Genomic DNA, 17,947 nt, shown 5'->3' on the forward strand with positions numbered 1-17,947 from the left:
GCATGGCCTCCCGTTCCGTTTCCGATCCTCCCGTTGTGCCTGGGCCCGGGGCCGGCGTTCCTGCCGGCTGGCGCCGGGGGGCCGCCTGGGCGGCGGGCCTGACTCTGGCGCTGGGACTGGCAGGCTGCGACATGCTGGGCATCGACACCCCCGAAAAGAAGCAGGCGGATGGCAAGGCCATCGGTGCCGCTTGCCGCCATGCCGGCCGCGCGATCGAGGACTGCTACACCCTCAATGCCAAGGGCGACAAGGCCGCCATCTACGCCGGCTGGCGTGAGATGGACGACTACATGCGCGAGAACAAGATCGAGCCGGTCGCACCGGTCATCAAGCCCGAGGACCTGCTGCCCAAGCCCAAGCCCCCCAAGCCCAAGGCCAAGCCCAAGCCTGAGGCCGCCGAAGGTGGAGCCGTGGAAGGCGGCGCCGACGGTGCGGCGCAAGACGAGGGCGCCAGCAAGCGCGCCAAGCCCACGCACTGAAGGCGCGCCGAGGCGCCCCCGGCAGGGCGAGGGCGCTCCACGGTGGTCCCCGTAGGACAATGGCGGAATGCGTGTTTTCCCGCCCGACTGGCGAGACCCCCACTTCCGCCTCGGGGCCCGTGACATGGCGCCCGCCGCCCTGGGCATCGGCGCCTGGGGGCTGGTCACCGGGGTGGCCATGGTCAAGAGCGGCCTGGGCCTGTGGCTCTCGCTGTGGATGAGTCTGGTGGTCTATGCGGGCAGTGCCCAGCTGGCCTCGCTGCCCCTGATCGCCACGGGCGCGCCGCTTTGGGTGATCTGGGCCACCTCTGCCTGCGTCAACCTGCGGTTTGTGATCTTCAGCGCAGGTTGGCGTCCGTACCTGGCCCCGCTGCCGCGTGGGCAGCGCCTGCTGCTGTCCTACCTGACCACCGACCTCAACAACGTGGTGTTCATGCGGCGCTTTCCGGCCCCGGTGCCGGCGCCGGAGCAGGTGCCCTACCTCTGGGGCGGCGTGCTGACCAACTGGGTGGCCTGGCAGCTGATGTCGGTCCTCGGCATCGTGCTGGCCGATGTCATCCCCACTGCCTGGGGCCTGGGCTTTGCCGGCACCCTGGCCCTGCTGGGCCTCACCGGGTCCTTGCTGTCCAGCCGTGCCACCTGGATTGCGGCCATGGTGGCCGCCTGTGCCTCGGTGGCCGCCTACGCGCTGCCGCTCAAGCTCAACATCGTGGTGGCCATTGCCGCCGCCCTGGCCGTGGGGGTGCTCATGGAGCACCTGCCCGGCCCCGGTCGCCCACCGGCCGGCACGGACGTCTGACCTTTTCTGTCCATGGCCACTTCCGACCCCTGGCTTGCTGCCCTGGCCATCGCCGGCATGGCGGTGATCACCCTGCTGACCCGTGCCTTCTTCCTGCTGCCGGAGCGCGAGCTGCCCATTCCCGCCTGGCTGCGCGAGGCCCTGCGCTACGCCCCGATGGCGGCCCTGGTGGCGGTGGTCGCCCCCGAGATCGTGCTCACCCAGGGGCAGTTCCTGCCCACCTGGCAGGACGCCAAGCTGTATGCGGCGGCGGCCGGTGCCCTCTGGTTCTGGTGGCGGCGGGGCATCCTGGGCACCATCGTCTGTGGCACGCTGGTGTTGCTGGGCCTGCGCCTGGGCCTGGGCTGGTGAGCCCCCGCGGCCCCGCCGGCCGCGAACCCTGAAATTCCTTCCAAACCACTGCAAGAGAGACGACAGACATGAACGTGATCCGCTTCTCCGACCTCATCGCCCAGGGCCAGGTGGCCGGCAAGCGCGTTTTCATCCGCGCCGACCTGAACGTGCCGCAAGATGACGCTGGCCACATCACCGAAGACACCCGTGTGCGTGCCTCCGCCCCGTGCGTGAAGATGGCCCTGGACGCCGGTGCTGCCGTGATGGTCACCAGCCACCTGGGCCGCCCGACCGAGGGTGAGTTCAAGCCCGAGGACACCCTGGCCCCTGTGGCCGCACGCCTGGGCGAACTGCTGGGCCGCGAGGTCAAGCTGGTGCAGAACTGGGTGGACGGCGTGGACGTGGCGCCCGGCGAAGTGGTGCTGCTCGAGAACTGCCGCGTCAACAAGGGCGAGAAGAAGAACAAGGAAGACCTGGCCCGCAAGATGGCCGCCCTGTGCGACATCTTCGTGCACGACGCCTTCGGCACCGCCCACCGCGCCGAAGCCTCCACCTACGGCATTGCCCAATTCGCTCCGGTGGCCTGCGCCGGCCCGTTGCTGGCCGCCGAGATCGACGCCATCTCCAAGGCCCTGGCCAACCCCAAGCGCCCGCTGGTGGCCATCGTGGCCGGCTCCAAGGTGAGCACCAAGCTGACCATCCTGCAATCGCTGTCCAAGAACGTGGACGGCCTGATCGTGGGCGGTGGCATCGCCAACACCTTCATGCTGGCCGCCGGCCTGAAGATCGGCAAGAGCCTGGCCGAGCCGGACCTAGTGGCAGAGGCCAAGGCCGTGATCGAAGCCATGGCTGCCCGTGGCGCGGCCGTGCCCATCCCGGTGGATGTGGTCTGCGCCAAGACCTTTGCCGCCGACGCCCCGGCCACCGTCAAGGCCGCCACCGAGGTGGCCGACGACGACCTGATCCTGGACATTGGCCCGCAAACCGCCGCCCAGCTGGCCGAGCAGCTCAAGGCCGCCGGCACCATCGTCTGGAACGGCCCGGTGGGCGTGTTCGAGTTCGACGCCTTTGCCCACGGCACCGAAACCCTGGCCCGCGCCATCGCCGAATCGGAGGCCTTCAGCATCGCCGGCGGCGGCGACACCCTGGCGGCCATCGCCAAGTACGGCATCGAGAAGCAGGTGGGCTACATCTCCACCGGCGGCGGCGCCTTCCTGGAAGTGCTGGAAGGCAAGACCCTGCCGGCCTTCGAGATCCTGAGCCAGCGCGCCGCCGGCTGATCGTCTGCCCCCATATGGGGCACCAGGCTGGTGCCACCCCGGGCTGGCACCGGTCGGCCGGGGTGTTTGCACCGCCCTGGCGCGGCCCGGTTCCGGGCTGCGCACCACGCTGGCGTGGCTGAAAAGCCGCTGAACATCGGTCCATGCAAGTTTTGCATGGTGCGCAAAGTTCCCACGATGCGGAAGAGGCGGCGAAGTAACCTCGCCGTCCCTTCTCATCCACGCGACCTTCGCCGCCATGTCCCTGCACGACCTCACCCCCGCCGAACAGGCCCTGCGCGACGCCGCGCTGGAGTACCACCGCGCCCCCACGCGCGGCAAGATCGCGGTCACCCCGACCAAGCCCCTGTCCAACCAGCGCGACCTGAGCCTGGCCTACTCGCCCGGCGTGGCCTACGCCTGCCTGGCCATCGAGCAGGATCCGTCCAAGGCCGCCGATTACACCAGCCGCGCCAACCTGGTGGGTGTGGTGACCAACGGCACCGCCGTGCTGGGCCTGGGCAATATCGGCCCCCTGGCCGGCAAGCCGGTGATGGAAGGCAAGGGCTGCCTGTTCAAGAAGTTCGCCGGTGTGGACGTGTTCGACATCGAGCTGGCCGAGAACGATCCGGACAAGCTGGTCGAGATCATTGCCGCCATGGAGCCCACGCTGGGCGGCGTGAACCTGGAGGACATCAAAGCGCCCGAGTGCTTCTACATCGAGAAGAAGCTGCGCGAGCGCATGAACATTCCCGTGTTCCACGACGACCAGCACGGCACCGCCATCATCTCCAGCGCCGCCCTGATCAATGGCCTGGAACTGGTGGGCAAGCAGATCGGTGAGGTCAAGGTGGCCGTGTCGGGCGCTGGTGCGGCCGCCATTGCCTGCCTGGACCTGATGGTCAGCCTGGGTGTGAAGGTGGAGAACGTCTTCGTCTGCGACTCCAAGGGCCTGATCCAGAGCGAGCGCGCCGACGCGCTGGCCGGCAAGCTCGATGAATCCAAGCAGCGCTATTGCCAGAAGACCGCCGGCCGCACCCTGGCCGACGCGGTGAACGGCGCCGACGTGTTCCTGGGCTGCTCCACCGCCGGCGTGCTGACCGGCGAGATGGTCAAGACCATGGCCCGCCAGCCCATCATCTTGGCGTTGGCCAACCCCGAGCCCGAGATCCGTCCCGAACTGGCCAAGGCCGCGCGTCCGGACTGCATCATCGCCACCGGCCGCTCGGACTACCCGAACCAGGTCAACAACGTCCTGTGCTTCCCGTACATCTTCCGCGGGGCGCTGGATTGCGGCGCCACCCGCATCACCGAGGCCATGAAGGTGGCCTGCGTGTACGAGATCGCCGCGCTGGCCAAGGCTGAGGCCTCGGACGAGGTGGCCGCCGCCTACGCCGGCAAGGACCTGAAGTTCGGGCCGGACTACCTGATCCCGACCCCCTTTGACGCGCGGCTGATCCTGCGCATTGCCCCGGCCGTGGCCAAGGCCGCCGCGGAGAGCGGCGTGGCCACCCGACCCATTGCCGACCTGGAGGCCTACCGCCAGAGCCTGGGCACCTATGTCTACCAGACCGGCATGTTCATGCGGCCGGTCTTTGCCGCCGCCAAGGCCCAGCCCGCCCGCGTGATCTACGCCGAAGGTGAGGATGAGCGCGTGCTGCGCGCCGTGCAGGCGGTGCTGGACGAAGGCCTGGCCAAGCCCATCCTGGTGGGTCGCCCCGAGGTCATCGCCATGCGCACCGAGCGTGCCGGCCTGCGCCTGAAGCCGGGCGTGGACTTCGAGGTCGTCAACCCCGAGGACGATCCGCGCTTCCGCGAGTGCTGGGAAACCTACCACGGCATCATGGGCCGCGACGGCGTCTCGCCCGAGGCCGCCAAGGCCGCGGTGCGCCGCTCCACCACGCTGATCTCCACGCTGCTGCTCAAGCAGGGCCATGCCGACGCCATGCTGTGCGGCCTGCACGGCCGCTTTGACACGCACTTCGACTATGTGGAGCGGGTCATCGGCAAGAAGGCCGGCGCCGCCACCATGGCCACCATGAACGCGCTGATGCTGGAGCAGCACACCCTGTTCATCGCCGACACCTTCGTCAACGAGGTGCCCAGTGCCGAGGAACTGGCCGAGATCGCGCTGATGGCCGCCGACGAAGTGCGCCGATTTGGCGTGCCGCCCAAGGTGGCTTTCCTGAGCCACTCCATGTTCGGCTCCTCCAGCCGCCCCAGCGCCAAGCGCATGCGCGCCGCCCGCGACCTGTTCGTGCAGCGGGCCCCGGACATCGAGTGCGACGGCGAGATGCACGGGGATGCCGCGCTGTCGGAGTCCATCCGCACCGCCATCCTGCCCGAGACCTCGCTCAAGGGCTCGGCCAACCTGCTGGTGCTGCCCAACATCGACGCCGCGAACATCCTGTTCAACGTGCTGAAGGTCACCGGCGGCCACAACGTGACGGTGGGCCCCATCCTCTTGGGAGCGGCCAAGCCGGCGCACATCCTCACGCCCTCGGCCACCATGCGCCGAGTGGTCAACATGACCGCACTGGCTGTGGCCGACGCCGCCGCCGCCCGCAAGGCCTGAGCGGCCGCGCGTCCCGGCGCGCCCCCTGGGGGTCGCCGGGCGCGGGCAGCATGGGCGATGTGGCGCGATGTGATGCGGTCCTTGCCAGCCGCGTCCCTACAATCGCGGATTGCCCTCCAACCGGCCCCCGCTGCGGGGGCCCGACCCGCGTCCCGACATGACTGCCGCCCTGCACGAAAGCTCCCTCCACACCCTGCCCCTGCTGGCCCGCGGCAAGGTGCGTGACAACTACGCCGTCGGTGAGGACCGCCTCCTCATGATCGCCAGCGACCGGCTGTCGGCCTTCGACGTGGTCATGGGCGAGCCCATTCCCGGCAAGGGCGCGCTGCTGACCAAGATGGCGCTGTTCTGGTTCGACAAGCTGGGCCATGTGGTGCCCAACCACCTCACGGGTGAGGACCCGCTGTCCGTGGTGGCCGAGGACGAGAAGGCCCAGGTGCGCGACCGTGCCATGCTGGTCAAGCGCCTCAAGCCCTTGCCGGTTGAGGCCGTGGTGCGCGGCTACCTGGCCGGCTCCGGCTGGAAGGAATACCAGGAGAGCCAATCGGTGTGCGGCGAGGCCCTGCCCGCCGGCCTGAAGAACGCCTCCAAGCTGCCGGCCCCCATCTTCACCCCGGCCACCAAGGCCGAGATGGGCGAGCACGACGAGAACATCTCCTTTGCCCGCATGGGCGACATCGTTGGCACCGAGCTGGCCGAGAAGGTGCGCGAGGTGTCCATCCGCCTCTACACCGAGGCCGCCGCCTTCGCCCTGACCAAGGGCATCATCATCGCCGACACCAAGTTTGAGTTCGGCCTGGACGAGGCCGGCACGCTCACCCTGATGGACGAGGTGCTGACGCCGGATTCCTCGCGCTACTGGCCCGTGGAAGGCTACCAAGAAGGCCTCAACCCGCCCAGTTACGACAAGCAGTTCGTGCGCGACTGGCTGGAGCAGGCCACGGTGGACGGCCAGCCCTGGGGCAAGACCGCGCCGGCCCCGGCCCTGCCGGCCGACGTGGTGGAGCGCACCGCCCAGAAGTACCGCGAAGCGCTGGACCGCCTGACGGCCTGAGTCGTAGCCGCAGGCAAGGAGCCGGAGCATGGCCTTCCGTCTGATCGAGCGCCTGGACCAGGACATCGTCCATTGCACCGATCCTGAAACGCAGGAGTGCCTCAAGGCCGAGCGGGCCGGGGCCCTGGCCCGGCACGGCCTGATCCAGGAGGCGCGCTTTGCGCTCTCCGGCGTGCGCACCCAGAACCAGCGACTGCGCTCGACCCGCGTGGCCACCTGGATCGCGCTGGTCGAAGGCCTCATCCAGCACTCCGACACCCTTTCGCCCGAGGCAGCGGACAAGTTCCAGCGGGCGGTGGACCTGGCGGTGCAGGCGGCAGAGCCGGGGCTGCAGGCCCTGGCGCTGGCCTGGCTGGCCACCGTCAACTTCAACCGCTCCGAACTGGTGGACATGGCCCGCCAGCTCAGCCAGGCCGTGGCGCTGGCGCCGCTGGACCACCACGCCGCCTGGGCCCGCATCGGGCTGGTCCTGGCCGACACCTGCCGCTTCGCCGGTGCCGATGACCTTTCGCGCCAGTGGTACCAGCGGGCGCGGCTGGCCGCAGGACACCAGGGCGATGCCTCCATGATGGGCGCGCTGTTGCACAACTTCGCCACCATGCGCGCCGCCCGTATCGGCCTGCAGGATGCCTTCGGGCAGGCTGACGCCGAAGAGGCGCGGCTGGCGCTGGTGGAGGCCGAGTCCTCGGGCAACTACGACGACAGTTCAGGCTCCCAGGCCCTGACCGCCATGCTGCCCCTGCTGCGTGCGCAACTGCTGGTGGTGCTGCGCCGCCACGATGAGGCGGTTTCGCTCTTTGGCGCCCACCTGGCGGTGGCGCGCGCCGAGGGCATGGCGCACCGGGAAGCCCGTTTCTTGGCGGATCGGGCCTGGTGCCATGCCAACACCCTGCGCCAGCATGACGCCGTGCGCGACGCCCAGGCTGCTGTGCGGCTGCTGCCCGAGCTGCTGGACGCCGACGACCAGGCCGCCGTCCACGGCCGTCTGGCCCAGACCTGGACCCGGCTGGGCCGCCCGGAACTGGCCGCGGAGCAGCAGCCGCAGGCCCAGGCCGCACTGGCCGAGCACCAAGCTCAGCAGGCGCGCCTGCGCAGCATCCTGGAGCGTGCGGGCCTGGGCCGGCCGCCCATGCCGCCTGTGGCGGCCCGTCCCGCCCTGCGTCCGGTCGCCTGAGCGGGTGCCGGGCGGTTGGCGCCGCTGTCGCCCTCACGCTTCCTGTGGAGGTGAGAGGCGCCAGTCGACGCCCTGCGCCTCAGCGCGTCAGCTGTTCCAGACCATCGACAGCTTGCGGCGGTAGCTGTCCAGCACCGGATCGCTGGGGGCCACCGCGGCCTTGCCGGTCAGCTCGAGCTTGCCCTTGCCCGGCTCTTCGGCGGCGGGCTTGGGCGCCGGTTTGGTCATCAGTTCCAGGATGGCCACATAGGTCTTGCGCGCGGCCTGCTCGTTCCAGGCCTTGTCGCGCATGAGGATCTCCAGCAGCTCGTCCATGGCCTCGGTCAGCTGGCCGGCCATGAACAGGCACTGGGCCTTCTCGAAGCGGGCGGCAAAGTCGCGCCGGTTGGTGGCGATGGCGGCCTCCAGCTCGGCCAGCGGGCGGGCCTGCAGGCTGGCCTCCGCGGCCTTGAGCCAATGCTCGATCGCGGCATAGCGGCTGTCGGCCAGCGCGCGTGCAGCCACCTGGCCAAAGGCGGCGCGGGCTTGTGCCACGCGGGCCGGCTCGGTGCGGGCCAGGCCCAGCAGCACCTTCAGGTAATCGAGCCAGGCCACGTCGCTGGAAGGGTCGGCCTCCACCGCGGCGGCGAGCTTGTCCACCGCGTCCTGGGGATCGGCGCCCTCGGCGACCTGCGCCTCGACTTCTTCCACGGCCTCCTCGGCCGCCTGCTCCGCCGGGCCGGTCACATGCTTGGCCAGGAATTCGCGGATCTGGGACTCGGGGATCGCGCCGACAAAACCGTCCACCGGCTGGCCCTGCGAGAACATCACGCAGAACGGGATGGAGCGCACGCCGAACATCTGGCTGAGCTGGCCGGCGATCTCGGGTTGCTCGTCGCTGTTGAGCTTGGCCAGGCGGAAGGCGCCGGCGTACTCGGTCTCCAGCTTCTCCAGGATGGGGCCCAGGCTCTTGCAGGGGCCGCACCAGGGGGCCCAGATGTCCAGCAGCACGGGCTGCTGCAGAGAGGCTTCGATCAGCTCGGCTTGCAGGTTCTGCAGGGTGATGTCGATCATGGCGGGAAGGCGAAGGGGAGGTCGATCACCCGGGCCGCCGCCCTGTGGGGGGCTGCGGCCGGGAGGGGTCGGCAGGGGCGCCGCCGACGGGCAACATGCCCGCAAGACGCTGCGGCCTAAAATCACACCCTTTGTGATCCGGAGTCCGCACGTCGTGAACAGCGCCTCGCCCGTGGTCGGCATCGTCATGGGTTCTTCCAGCGATTGGGAGACCATGAAAGCCGCTGCCCAGATTCTCGCCGAGTTCGGCGTGCCGCATGAGGCGCGCGTCGTCTCCGCGCACCGCATGCCGGACGATATGTTTGCCTACGCCGAAGCGGCCCAGAGCCGCGGTCTGACGGCCATCATCGCCGGGGCGGGGGGCGCCGCCCACCTGCCCGGCATGCTGGCGGCCAAGACCGTGGTGCCGGTGCTGGGCGTGCCGGTGGCCAGCCGGCATCTGCAGGGGGTGGATTCGCTGCACTCCATCGTCCAGATGCCCAAGGGCATTCCTGTGGCCACCTTCGCCATCGGGGTGGCGGGTGCCGCCAATGCGGCACTGTTTGCCGTGGCCATGCTGGCCACCCGTGACGAGGCCCTGCGCCAGCAGCTCGAGGCCTACCGTGCCCGCCAGACCGAGGTGGCGCGCGGCATGAGCGCCGACCTGACATGAGCGCCCATCCCGACACCCGCCGGCCCCTGCTGCCGGGCGAGGCCACCCTGGGCGTGATGGGGGGCGGCCAGCTCGGCCGCATGTTCGTGCACGCCGCCCAGACCCTGGGCTTTCGCACGGTGGTCCTCGATCCCGACGCCACCAGCCCGGCCGGCCTGGTGGCCCATGAGCACATCGCCACCGGCTACGAGGACGCCGACGGCCTGCGACGCCTGGCCGCCGTGGCCGATGCGGTGACCACCGAGTTCGAGAACGTGCCGGCCCAGGCCCTGCTGGCCCTGGCCGAACACCGCCCGGTGGCGCCGGGCGGCGCCGCCGTCGCCGTGTGCCAGGACCGTGCCGCGGAGAAGGCCCACATCCAGGCGGCTGGCGTGCCCTGCGCCCCGCATGCGGTCATCGCCACCGCCCACGACCTGGCGGCCGTGCCCGATGCGCTGCTGCCCGGCATCCTCAAGACCGCCCGCATGGGCTATGACGGCAAGGGCCAGGTCCGGGTGGCCGACCGTGCTGAATTGGCCACGGCCTGGGCTGCGCTGCAGCAGGTCACCTGCGTGCTGGAGAAGCGCTTGCCGCTGCTGCAGGAGCTCAGCGTCATCGTGGCCCGCGGCGCCGATGGCCAGCTGGTGAATTTCCCTGTGCAGCAGAACCTGCACCGCGACGGCATCCTGGCGGTCACCCAGGTGCCGGCGCCGGACGTGGCGCCAGCCTTGGCCGAGGAGGCGGTGCAATGCGCCGGCCGGATCGCGGCCGAGATGGGCTATGTCGGCGTGCTGTGCGTGGAGTTCTTCGTGGTGGCCGATCCGGCCGACGCGACGGCTGCGCGCCTGGTGGCCAACGAGATGGCGCCCCGGCCCCATAACTCGGGCCATTACAGCCTGGATGCTTGCGACCTGTCGCAGTTCGACCTGCAGGTGCGCGCCATGGCCGGCTTGCCGCTGGTGGCGCCGCGCCTGCACTCGCCCACCGTCATGCTCAACCTGCTGGGCGACCTGTGGGGCGACGGCCGTGCGCCGGGCCGCACCCCCGACTGGGCCGCGGTGATGGCCTTGCCGGGGGCGCACCTGCACCTGTACGGCAAGGCCAGTGCCCGGCCGGGCCGCAAGATGGGCCACCTGACCCTCAGCGGCGCCACCGCCGAGCAGGTGCGCGAGACCGCCTTGCGGGCCTGTGCGCTGCTGGGCCTGCCGGCCTTCTGAACCCGGTCCGCGCCGCATGACCATCCGTCCCGGAACCGATCCCGCCGCCCTGCATGAGGCGGCCCAGCACCTGGCACGGGGGGAGCTGGTGGCCTTTCCCACCGAAACCGTCTACGGCCTGGGTGCCCGTGCCGATGACGACGCTGCCGTGGCCGCGGTGTACGCCACCAAGGGCCGTCCCGCCGACCACCCGCTGATCGTGCATGTGCCCGATGTGGACAGCGCCCGGCGGTTCGCCGCGGTCTGGCCCGAGCGGGTGCAGCGCCTGGTCCAGGCTTTCTGGCCCGGTCCGGTGACCGTCATCGTCCCGAGGGCGCCGGACATGGGGGCCGCCGCCGCGGGCGGGCAGGACAGCATTGGTCTGCGCTGTCCCGCCCATCCGGTGGCTCAGGCCCTGCTGCGGGAGGCCGCCGCCCTGGGGGTGCCCGGCGTGGCTGCCCCCAGTGCCAACCGCTTCGGACGGGTCAGCCCCACCTGCGCCGCCCATGTGCTGGACGAGTTCGGCCCCGCCGTGCCGGTGCTCGACGGTGGCGAGTGTGAAGTCGGCATCGAGTCGGCCATCATCGACTGCAGCCGCGACCGCGCCGTGCTGCTGCGCCCCGGCGCCCTCAGCCGCCTGCACCTGGCGGCGGCCTTGGGGGAGCCGCTGGCCGACCGCGATGCGCAGGCGCCCCGGGCCTCGGGCACGCTGGAGTCGCACTATGCGCCCCGGGCGCGGGTACGCCTGATGTCCGCCGCCATGCTGGCGCAGGCCCTGTCGGTGCTGGGCCAGACCGCGGGCTCGCCACCGGTGGGCGTCTACGCCCGCACTGTCACCCCCGCCGCCGGCCTGCCCTGGCGGGTGATGCCGACCGATCCGGCCGGCGCCGCCCACGACCTGTTCGCCGGCCTGCGCCATCTGGACGACCAGGGCGTGCCGCTGATCTGGGTCGAAACCCCACCCGCCGATCCCGCGTGGGAAGGGGTGCTGGACCGCTTGCAGCGGGCCGCCGCCTGACCCCGCCACGCCTCCCACCTCCTCCGTTCCTGGAGACCTGATGTCCTCTTTCCTTTCCAGACGCGCCCTCGGCCTGGGTGGCCTGCTGCTCAGCCTGGTGCTGGCCCTGGCGGCCTGTGGCGGCAGCGTGTCCCGACTCGACCCCTTCGTGGCCGAGCGCATGATCGTCTTCGGGGACGAGCTGAGCCTGCTGGACGATGGCCTGAGCACCGGCAACGCCTCGCAGTACGGCCTCAATGCCGTGTCCAGCGCCGACAGCGCCACCATCAGCTGCAACGACAACGGCGGTGGCCGGCGCCGGCTGTGGGTGCAGGCGCTGGCCGACTATTACGGCCTGGTCTTCGCCCCCTGCAACCCCTCGGGCCTGCGTGCCAGCCAACTCAAGGCCTTCATGCGTGCGGGCTACGGTGCCACCGTCGCGTCCGTCGCCCTGCAGATCAAGGGCTTCCGCGAGGACCTCTACGGCGGCTTCGGCGCCCAGGACATGGTCACCGTGCTGGCTGGCCTGCACGACGTGATGCAGGTCTACGGCGACAACGACAGCTACCCCAATGACGCGGCCAAGCTGGCCGAGGTGCGGGCCCGGGGTGAGCAGCTGGGGGCACTGGTCAACGGCATCATCGACGAGGGGCCGCGGGTCATCGTCAGCCAGATCCTGGACGTGGGACTGACCCCCTACGCCCAGTCCCTGGGCAATGCCGAGGCCAAGCGCCTGACCGCCCTGACCAATGCTTTCAACGATGGTCTGCGGCTGACGGTGCGCAACGATGGCACCAAGATCGGCCTGGTGGAGATGGACACCATCGCCCGCTCGGCCCACCAGAACAGCGCCTACAACCACGTGGACCTGGCCTGTGACGAGGACCACCGCAGCAACCCCGAGGAGGCGCTGACCGGTGCCGACCAGGGCGGCTCCCTGCTGGGTTGCACCACCCAGACCCTGACCAGCGACGGCGCCGCCACCACCCACCTGTGGGCCGATGCGCTGCACCCCAATGTGTACATGATCTCGTACACGCTGGGCCTGGCGGCCGTTTCCCGGGCGCGTAACAACCCCTTCTGAGCCGGGCCCGGCGGGCCGTGGCTCAGCGCGCTGCGGCCTGGCCGCCGTCTGGCGGCGTGGCCGCGCGCTCACCCGCCGGCCCCAGGGCCCAGCGGGTCACGGCCTCCAGCACCGGGCGCGTCGGGACGGTGCCCTCGTGCTGCAGTTGCGCCACCACCACCCGCCAGCCTGTCGGCGACTGCACATAGCCGGCCACCGCAGCCACATCGCGCAGGCTGCCGGTCTTGAGTCGGGCCAGACCGGGTGGCAGGTCCCAGCGGCGCACCGTGCCGTCCAGGCCCGAGGCCGGCAGCGAAGCCAGGAATTCCGGCTGCCAAGGCCGGTGCCACAGACCCTGCAGCAGGCGCCCCAGCTGGGCCGCACTCAGGCGGGTGTCGCGTGACAGGCCCGAGCCGTTGTCCACCACCACCCCTTCGGCGCCGCCCGCACCCAGCTGGGCGCGCAACCAGCGTTCCAGGCCCGCGCGAGCGCCGGCCGGCGTGGCCGGCGGCCCGTCGGCCTGCAGGGCCACGGTCAGGGCCAGCTGCTCGGCCATCACGTTGTTGCTGAATTTGTTGATGTCGCGCACCACCTGGCCCAGGGGCGGCGACTCCACCTCGGCCAGCACCTGATGGGGGCCGTCCGGCAGCGGCGCCTCCTTGAATTCCCCTTCATGCCGGCCACCCAGTTCGGCCCACAGGCCGGCGATCAGCCGGGCATCAAAGCGCTGCGGCGCGGCATAGGCCACCGGCCACTGGCGCTCGCCGCAGGCCGCGGGGTAGCCGCCCGCAAAGCTCAGGCGCTCTGGCAGGTCCAGCCGGGCCTTCAGTCCGGCGCGCCAGTCCTCGCACGGCGTCCGGTTGAGCAGTGGCACCTGGCGGTCCACCTGCCAGCCGGCCAGCGGCGCGTCGGCCAGGACCTCGGCCACGCCGCGCTCGGCGTCGGGCACAAAGCTCAGCAGCACCGAGCGCTGGTTGAGCATCAGCGCGTCCGGTCGGACGTTGTAGGGGCGGCTGGCCTCGCCGTCAAAGCCGTCGGCCCGCGGGTCGATCTGGGCAAAGGCGCTGCGGTCCAGGTAGAAGGGGCCGCGCAGGGTGCGCAGCCCGCGTTGGCGCAGGCGGCGCAGCAGCAGCCACAGCCGCTCCAGCACCAGGGTGGGATCGCCGCTGCCGCGCAGGCCGATCCAGCCGTCGAAAACATCCCCCTTCAGCCGGCCTTGGCCCAGGCAGCGTGTGGTCCAGGTGAAGGCGGGGCCGAGCTGGTCGAGCGCCTGGGCGGTGCTCACCAGCTTGAACAGCGAGGCCGGGTTGCGTGCCTGGTGCTCTCCCCAGGCCAGGCTGGGCGCGCCGCCCTCGGCGGGTGCGACCCACACCGCCAGGGCGGATTCGGGCAGGCGGGCCTGGGCCAGCGCGGCGCGCACACCCGCGGGCAGGGGAGAGGACGGGGCGGCTGCCGCCTGGGCCCAGGCCGGCAGTGGCCGCACGGCCAGCAGCGGCCCGCCCAGGCAGCCGGCCAGCCAGCGGCGGCGGGGCAGGGCAGGGGGCATGCCGGGATGATGGCACGGCTACACTCCAGCCCCTATGGTCCAGCCCCTGCAGACCCCTGACGCTCCCTGCCTGCTGGCCCTGGATTCCGCCACCGAGCCGCTGGCCCTCGCCCTGGTGACGGGCGGGCAGTTGCGCTGCCGCGAGACCGCCGGCGGGCCCCAGGCCTCTTCCCAGCTCATACCCGCCGTGCAGGCGCTCATGGCCGAAGCCGGTTGCCACTGGTCCGACCTCCAGGGCGTGGTGGTGGGCCGCGGCCCCGGCGCCTTCACCGGCCTGCGCTCGGCCTTGGCCGTGGCCCAGGGACTGGCCCTGGGCCTGTCCTTGCCGGTGCTCACCGTCGACAGCCTGCTGCTGGTGGCCGAGGCCGCGCGCGCCGCCCTGGCGCCGGAGGCGGACGACCCCGCACCGGCCGACGAGGTGGGGCAGGGGCGGCTGTTCTGGGCCCTGGCCGACGCCCGCATGGGGGAGGTCTACGCGGCGGCCTACCGCTGGCAAGGGGCGGTTGGGGGTTGGCAGGAGACGGTGGCGCCCTTCCTGGGATCGCCCGATGCCGTGGTGCGGGCCGTGCGGCAAGCCGGCGCCGCGCCCGTGCTGGCGGGCTCGGCCCTGCCGCTGTTGGCGGACCTCACCACCGACCTGCCGGCCGTGCTGCCCGGCGCCTGGGTGCCGCATGCCTTGGGCGCGCGGGCGCCAGCCCTGGCCCGCCTGGCGCGTCAACGCTGGTCCCCCGAGGCGGCCGGTCCGCCTGAGCAGGCCCTGCCGCTCTACCTGCGGGACAAGGTGGCCCTGACCATGGCCGAGCGCGCCGGGGCCGTGCGATGAATCCCGCCTGCGGTGTGCCGGTGGTTTGCCGGCCCATGACCCTGGCCGACCTGCCCGCGGTGCTCGCGCTGGAGGCGCGTGCCCACGCCTGGCCCTGGCGGCCCGGCCATTTCAGTGACTCGCTGGCGGCCGGTCATGAAGCCTGGGTCATGGAGGAGGCTGCGGGCCTGCTGGGCTACTACGTGGCCATGTCCGGGGTGGATGAGGCACACCTGCTCAACATCACCGTGGACCCGGCGCGCCAGCGCCAAGGGTGGGGCCGCCGGCTGCTGGCCCACCTGGCCGACCGCTGCCGTGCGCTGCGGGCGGCCTGCCTGTGGCTGGAGGTGCGCGAAGGCAATCGGCCGGCGCGTGCCCTCTACGAGGCCTGGGGCTTCGAGTCGGTGGGCGTGCGGCGGCATTACTACCCGGCGGCATCGGGTCCCCGTGAGCATGCCTGTGTGATGCGCTGGCCGCTGCCCGCCGGCGAGGTGGGCGCATGAACGCACCGCTGCGCCTGTCGCCCGAGCAGGCCCGCTGTCTGCAGGCCATGGGCCTGGGTTGGCCCCAGACGGTGTTGCTGGGGCGGGCCACGCCCGCGGTCGCCCCAGCACTGGCGCCGGCCGCCGCGGGCCCGGCGCCGTCCGCATCGTCCGCGCCTGCAGCACAGGCGCCGGTGCCCCCACCGATCCGCCCACCGGCGCACTCGCTGCAGCCGCGCACCCCGCAGGCGCCGGAGCGTCCTGCCGCCGTGGTGCAGGTCGAGGCGGTGCGTTCGCCAGCACCGGCGGCCCCGGCGGCCCCGGAGGCACCCGACCTGGGGTCGCGGCCGTCCTCGGCCCTGTCGGGTCTGGACTGGCCGGCGCTGGAGGCGGCGGTGGCCGGCTGCGAGCGCTGCGGCCTGTGCCGCAGCCGCCGCCAGACCGTGTTTGGCGCCGGCGTGCGCCAGGCGAGCTGGATGCTGGTGGGCGAGGCCCCTGGCGAACAGGAGGATTTGCGCGGCGAGCCCTTCGTCGGGCCCGCCGGCGCCCTGCTGGACGCCATGCTGGCCAGCATCGGCCGCTCTCGCGAGGCCGACGCCGGCCAGCCGGTGTACATCGCCAACACCCTGAAGTGCCGCCCGCCGGGCAACCGCAACCCCACGCCCGAGGAGCTGGCGCAGTGCCGGCCCTATCTGGATCGGCAGATCGAGCTGGTCGCCCCGCGTCTGATCTTGGCGCTGGGCCGCTTTGCCGCCCAGGCCGTGCTGGGGGTGGACGAGCCCATCGGCAAGCTGCGTGGGCGGGTGCACCGGCGCGGCCAGACCCCGGTCATCGTCAGTTACCACCCGTCCTACCTGCTGCGCCAGCCCGGCGAGAAAGCCAAGGCCTGGGAAGACCTGTGCCTGGCCGCCGCCCAGGATCCGCAGGGCGACTGAAGGAGTCACGCAAGGATGGAGACGATCAAGGCCCTGGTGGCCGTGCTGGTGACCCTGTCGGTGGTCATGCTGCTGGCACCGGCCTGGTTTCCCACCCTGATCTCGCGCGACGACGCCCGCCGGCTCTTCCGCCTGATGGCGTTGACGCTGTGCGCGGCTTTCCTGCTGCCCAATTTCTGGGCCTTCATCCTGGCCATGTGCATGCTCGTGAAGATCCACGACAAGCCGCACGTCTCGGTGGAGGAGCGGGACACCTGGCGCCTGCAGATGTTCATGGCCCTGGTCTTCTCGGTGTCCTGCATGCCGGTGGAGGTCCCGACCTTCGGCATCGTGGGCCAGTTGATTTCGCTGAGCCACCAGAACTGCCTGGTCCTTCTGCTGTTGTTCATGGGGGGCAGCGAGCCGCGGCCGCCCATCCCCACGCGCGAGTCCCGCGCCTTCTGGCTGTTCCTGTGGCTCTACCTGGGCGGTTCGCTGGCCATCGAGGTGGTGGTGCTCGGCTACGAACTGACCTGGCTGCTGCGGTCCCTGGCGGGGCACTTCGTCAACGAGGTGGCCTTTCTGCTGCTCATCCTGCGCTACCACCACAGCCGCGAGCATCTGGTGCGGGTGCTCACCGTCCTGGCGGTGGTGGGGGTGTGGCTGGGGGTGCTGGCGGTGGCGGAATTCCTGCTGTCCTGGTCCATGCACCGTGTGGCGATCTTCCGCTGGGGCCTGTTCTGGCGCCTGGCCAGTGACCTGGAGCGGGATGGTTTTCTGCGGGCCAAGGGCACCATGGGCCAGCCACTGGCGCTGGCGGGGCTGTCGCTGGTCCTGTCCCCCTTGGCCGCAGGTCTGCGCCATGTCGTGAAGGCGCGGCTGCATCAGGTGGCGTCCCTGGTGGGGGGCAACCTGGCCATGCTCATGGCCAGCCTGTCCCGCGGTGGCATGCTGATCATGGGGGGGCAGGTCCTGCTGCAGGGCTGGCTGGGTCGGCACCGCTGGCGCAACGTCTTCCTGATCAGCCTGGCCGCGCTGGTTTCGGCGGTGGGGCTGGCGGCGGTGTCCACTTCGTTCCAGCGCACGTTTGCCCGCCTGCTGGGGCAGGCCGATGCCGAAGAAGTGCGCGATTACCGCGAGATGCTGCTGGAGAGCGGCATGGCCCTGGTCCAGCAGAGTCCCTGGACCGGTGTGCCCAATTTCATGACCCAGCTGGAGCACCTGCGCCAGGGCGAGGGCATCATCGACCTGGTCAACACCTACCTGGCCATTTCGCTGAGCTACGGCATGCCGGTGGCCCTGTGCTTCCTGCTGATGACCGTCAGCCTGATGGTGTCCTTGTGGCGGCTGCGCAGCCGCCAGGGCGAGGACGGCGGCTACCGGGCGGTCACCGACGGGCTGCTGCTGGGCCTGCTGGGCCTGGCGGTGTTCCTGTACTTCATGAGCTACATGAACATGATGCAGTCGCTGCTCTTCATTTCCCTGGGGCTGGGGGTGGGCTGGATCCGTGCGCAGGGCGTGCCGCCTCCCGCCAAGCCCCGTGCGGACGACGGCGGCCTGAGGGACCGTTTCCACACCTGGTGAAGGACC

General features: G+C 71.2%; 17 protein-coding genes. 15 read left to right on the top strand and 2 right to left on the bottom strand.

Annotated features, from left to right (window positions below; all coding sequences use genetic code 11):
• Positions 1–131 precede the first annotated feature (131 nt).
• The 7 genes from G3A44_RS08020 (at position 132) to G3A44_RS08050 (ending at position 7,673) form a co-directional block, all read left to right on the top strand.
• Positions 132–479 carry a hypothetical protein gene (locus G3A44_RS08020; protein ID WP_239061756.1) on the top strand — a complete coding sequence of 116 codons (348 nt, stop codon included), beginning with the start codon at positions 132–134 and terminating at the stop codon, positions 477–479.
• A gap of 67 nt (positions 480–546) precedes the next feature.
• Entirely contained in the window at positions 547–1,278 is a 732-nt protein-coding gene (locus G3A44_RS08025) for an AzlC family ABC transporter permease (protein WP_163456991.1), read from the top strand.
• Between the two features lie 12 nt (positions 1,279–1,290).
• Entirely contained in the window at positions 1,291–1,629 is a 339-nt protein-coding gene (locus G3A44_RS08030) for a branched-chain amino acid transport AzlD family protein (RefSeq protein ID WP_163456992.1), read from the top strand.
• Positions 1,630–1,697: 68 nt separating this feature from the next.
• Complete coding sequence (locus tag G3A44_RS08035) at positions 1,698–2,891, top strand: phosphoglycerate kinase (protein WP_163456993.1); 1,194 nt, start codon at positions 1,698–1,700, stop codon at positions 2,889–2,891.
• A gap of 238 nt (positions 2,892–3,129) precedes the next feature.
• The gene (locus G3A44_RS08040; RefSeq protein WP_163456994.1) at positions 3,130–5,445 is read left to right on the top strand and encodes an NADP-dependent malic enzyme; all 2,316 of its coding nucleotides are present in this window, start codon (positions 3,130–3,132) and stop codon (positions 5,443–5,445) included.
• Between the two features lie 157 nt (positions 5,446–5,602).
• Positions 5,603–6,499 carry a phosphoribosylaminoimidazolesuccinocarboxamide synthase gene (locus tag G3A44_RS08045; RefSeq protein ID WP_163456995.1) on the top strand — a complete coding sequence of 299 codons (897 nt, stop codon included), beginning with the start codon at positions 5,603–5,605 and terminating at the stop codon, positions 6,497–6,499.
• A 28-nt stretch (positions 6,500–6,527) separates the two neighbouring features.
• Positions 6,528–7,673 carry a hypothetical protein gene (locus G3A44_RS08050; protein WP_163456996.1) on the top strand — a complete coding sequence of 382 codons (1,146 nt, stop codon included), beginning with the start codon at positions 6,528–6,530 and terminating at the stop codon, positions 7,671–7,673.
• Positions 7,674–7,760: 87 nt separating this feature from the next.
• Here G3A44_RS08050 and G3A44_RS08055 read toward each other — a convergent pair whose 3' ends face one another.
• Complete coding sequence (locus G3A44_RS08055; RefSeq protein WP_163456997.1) at positions 7,761–8,726, bottom strand: tetratricopeptide repeat protein; 966 nt, start codon at positions 8,724–8,726, stop codon at positions 7,761–7,763.
• 187 nt (positions 8,727–8,913) lie between these two features.
• On the opposite strand from G3A44_RS08055, the gene purE reads away from it, so the two are divergent.
• From purE to G3A44_RS08075, 4 genes are read left to right on the top strand one after another with little or no spacing between them, the layout of a single operon-like run.
• Entirely contained in the window at positions 8,914–9,378 is a 465-nt protein-coding gene (purE, locus tag G3A44_RS08060; RefSeq protein WP_163457069.1) for a 5-(carboxyamino)imidazole ribonucleotide mutase, read from the top strand.
• Positions 9,375–10,574, top strand: a complete 1,200-nt coding sequence (locus G3A44_RS08065) for a 5-(carboxyamino)imidazole ribonucleotide synthase (RefSeq protein WP_163456998.1) — start codon at positions 9,375–9,377, stop codon at positions 10,572–10,574. The genes purE and G3A44_RS08065 overlap by 4 nt, the downstream gene beginning before the upstream one ends.
• A 16-nt stretch (positions 10,575–10,590) precedes the next feature.
• Entirely contained in the window at positions 10,591–11,571 is a 981-nt protein-coding gene (locus G3A44_RS08070) for an L-threonylcarbamoyladenylate synthase (protein ID WP_163456999.1), read from the top strand.
• Between the two features lie 40 nt (positions 11,572–11,611).
• A complete protein-coding gene (locus tag G3A44_RS08075; protein WP_163457000.1) occupies positions 11,612–12,634 on the top strand; it encodes a hypothetical protein in 1,023 nt (340 codons plus the stop codon).
• Positions 12,635–12,656: 22 nt separating this feature from the next.
• On the opposite strand, the gene dacB is transcribed toward G3A44_RS08075, so the two are convergent.
• Entirely contained in the window at positions 12,657–14,159 is a 1,503-nt protein-coding gene (dacB, locus tag G3A44_RS08080; protein WP_163457001.1) for a D-alanyl-D-alanine carboxypeptidase/D-alanyl-D-alanine endopeptidase, read from the bottom strand.
• A gap of 34 nt (positions 14,160–14,193) precedes the next feature.
• Between dacB and tsaB the strand changes: the two genes are divergently transcribed.
• The 4 genes from tsaB to G3A44_RS08100 are packed head-to-tail and all read left to right on the top strand — an operon-like array spanning position 14,194 to position 17,941.
• Entirely contained in the window at positions 14,194–14,982 is a 789-nt protein-coding gene (gene tsaB / locus G3A44_RS08085; protein ID WP_163457002.1) for a tRNA (adenosine(37)-N6)-threonylcarbamoyltransferase complex dimerization subunit type 1 TsaB, read from the top strand.
• A 35-nt stretch (positions 14,983–15,017) separates the two neighbouring features.
• A complete protein-coding gene (gene rimI / locus G3A44_RS08090) occupies positions 15,018–15,464 on the top strand; it encodes a ribosomal protein S18-alanine N-acetyltransferase (protein ID WP_239061757.1) in 447 nt (148 codons plus the stop codon).
• A complete protein-coding gene (locus tag G3A44_RS08095) occupies positions 15,461–16,378 on the top strand; it encodes a uracil-DNA glycosylase (protein WP_239061758.1) in 918 nt (305 codons plus the stop codon). Before rimI ends, G3A44_RS08095 begins: the two co-directional genes overlap by 4 nt.
• Before the next feature lie 15 nt (positions 16,379–16,393).
• Complete coding sequence (locus G3A44_RS08100; protein WP_163457004.1) at positions 16,394–17,941, top strand: O-antigen ligase family protein; 1,548 nt, start codon at positions 16,394–16,396, stop codon at positions 17,939–17,941.
• Positions 17,942–17,947: the final 6 nt, after the last annotated feature.

This window comes from Ideonella livida (assembly GCF_010499455.1).
GTDB classification, from domain to species: domain Bacteria; phylum Pseudomonadota; class Gammaproteobacteria; order Burkholderiales; family Burkholderiaceae_C; genus Ideonella; species Ideonella livida.

What these genes read in the sequence shown, in the direction of transcription:
- G3A44_RS08020 (WP_239061756.1), top strand. Translation starts at nt 132, where the DNA reads ATGCTGGGCATCGACACCCCCGAAAAGAAGCAGGCGGATGGCAAGGCC.
- G3A44_RS08025 (WP_163456991.1), top strand. Translation starts at nt 547, where the DNA reads ATGCGTGTTTTCCCGCCCGACTGGCGAGACCCCCACTTCCGCCTCGGG.
- G3A44_RS08030 (WP_163456992.1), top strand. Translation starts at nt 1,291, where the DNA reads ATGGCCACTTCCGACCCCTGGCTTGCTGCCCTGGCCATCGCCGGCATG.
- G3A44_RS08035 (WP_163456993.1), top strand. Translation starts at nt 1,698, where the DNA reads ATGAACGTGATCCGCTTCTCCGACCTCATCGCCCAGGGCCAGGTGGCC.
- G3A44_RS08040 (WP_163456994.1), top strand. Translation starts at nt 3,130, where the DNA reads ATGTCCCTGCACGACCTCACCCCCGCCGAACAGGCCCTGCGCGACGCC.
- G3A44_RS08045 (WP_163456995.1), top strand. Translation starts at nt 5,603, where the DNA reads ATGACTGCCGCCCTGCACGAAAGCTCCCTCCACACCCTGCCCCTGCTG.
- G3A44_RS08050 (WP_163456996.1), top strand. Translation starts at nt 6,528, where the DNA reads ATGGCCTTCCGTCTGATCGAGCGCCTGGACCAGGACATCGTCCATTGC.
- G3A44_RS08055 (WP_163456997.1), bottom strand. Translation starts at nt 8,726, where the DNA reads ATGATCGACATCACCCTGCAGAACCTGCAAGCCGAGCTGATCGAAGCC.
- purE (WP_163457069.1), top strand. Translation starts at nt 8,914, where the DNA reads ATGGGTTCTTCCAGCGATTGGGAGACCATGAAAGCCGCTGCCCAGATT.
- G3A44_RS08065 (WP_163456998.1), top strand. Translation starts at nt 9,375, where the DNA reads ATGAGCGCCCATCCCGACACCCGCCGGCCCCTGCTGCCGGGCGAGGCC.
- G3A44_RS08070 (WP_163456999.1), top strand. Translation starts at nt 10,591, where the DNA reads ATGACCATCCGTCCCGGAACCGATCCCGCCGCCCTGCATGAGGCGGCC.
- G3A44_RS08075 (WP_163457000.1), top strand. Translation starts at nt 11,612, where the DNA reads ATGTCCTCTTTCCTTTCCAGACGCGCCCTCGGCCTGGGTGGCCTGCTG.
- dacB (WP_163457001.1), bottom strand. Translation starts at nt 14,159, where the DNA reads ATGCCCCCTGCCCTGCCCCGCCGCCGCTGGCTGGCCGGCTGCCTGGGC.
- tsaB (WP_163457002.1), top strand. Translation starts at nt 14,194, where the DNA reads ATGGTCCAGCCCCTGCAGACCCCTGACGCTCCCTGCCTGCTGGCCCTG.
- rimI (WP_239061757.1), top strand. Translation starts at nt 15,018, where the DNA reads ATGACCCTGGCCGACCTGCCCGCGGTGCTCGCGCTGGAGGCGCGTGCC.
- G3A44_RS08095 (WP_239061758.1), top strand. Translation starts at nt 15,461, where the DNA reads ATGAACGCACCGCTGCGCCTGTCGCCCGAGCAGGCCCGCTGTCTGCAG.
- G3A44_RS08100 (WP_163457004.1), top strand. Translation starts at nt 16,394, where the DNA reads ATGGAGACGATCAAGGCCCTGGTGGCCGTGCTGGTGACCCTGTCGGTG.